We start from the raw sequence: 906 nt of genomic DNA on the forward strand, positions 1-906 counted from the left end.
ACCGCACCGCCCAGGACTGCGAAAAAGGCGCAGTCTTCCATGATCCCCTGGGACGCCTTGCCGGCACGATTTTCTTCGTCGAGGCCACCGTGGTTGATGGAAACGGCGAAATCGCCGGGAAACGCGTGCTCAGTGTTCTCTCCAGGCCCGATGGAAAACTCGAGCCCATCCATCTCGCGATCCTTTATGACCTTGAGCCACGCGGAGGCCCCATCCCTTGGGATCCGCCCGATCCCGAGCGCATCCGGGCCTTCGTGGCCGAGAGTTTGCTTCCCCGATTCTTTGCGGAAGTTCAAGCCGAGCGGGAACGGCAGGCCCAGATCCGTCGCCGCTACGGCTTGCGATCCTTAGACATCCTTCTCTACGAGGCTGAAGGCCATCTTGTGGATCTTGAGAGCCGGCGGGCCTTTGGGGAAGAAATTCCCCAAGTGGTGATCGACCAAGCCCGAAGAAGACGTGAGGAGATCGAGCTCCGCCGCGAAAAACTCAAAGAGAGGATCCGACGCGAGACGACCCTCATCCCCGGAGAGATCCGCATCGTCGGCGTTTGTGCCGTCCTTCCTGCACCCGTCCCCGCCGATCAGGAACTCGTGCCTGATCCGGAAGTGGAGCGTATCGGAATAGAGACCGTGCTTGCCTATGAGCGGGCCCAGGGCCGGAATCCCGTGGACGTTTCCCAGGAGAACCTGGGCTACGACGTGCGTTCGGAAGGGCTGGAGGAGGTGCGGTACATCGAGGTGAAGGCCCGGGCCAAGCCCGGCCCGGTGACCCTCACCCAGAACGAGTGGTTCATGGCCCACCGTCTGGGTCCGGAATATTGGCTTTATGTGGTCACCCTTGAACCCTCCGGGCCGAAACTCTGGTGCATTCCCAACCCTGCTCGGCTTCCCGTGGAGAAGAAAACGG

General features: G+C 61.5%; 1 protein-coding gene. It reads left to right on the forward strand.

Annotated features, from left to right (window positions below):
• On the forward strand, positions 1-906 hold a 906-nt coding region (locus H5T41_11400; GenBank protein ID MBC7109364.1), incomplete at both ends, for a DUF3883 domain-containing protein.

The sequence above is a fragment of the Methanomassiliicoccales archaeon genome, assembly GCA_014361295.1.
In the GTDB taxonomy this organism is placed as follows: Archaea; Thermoplasmatota; Thermoplasmata; order Methanomassiliicoccales; family JACIVX01; genus JACIVX01.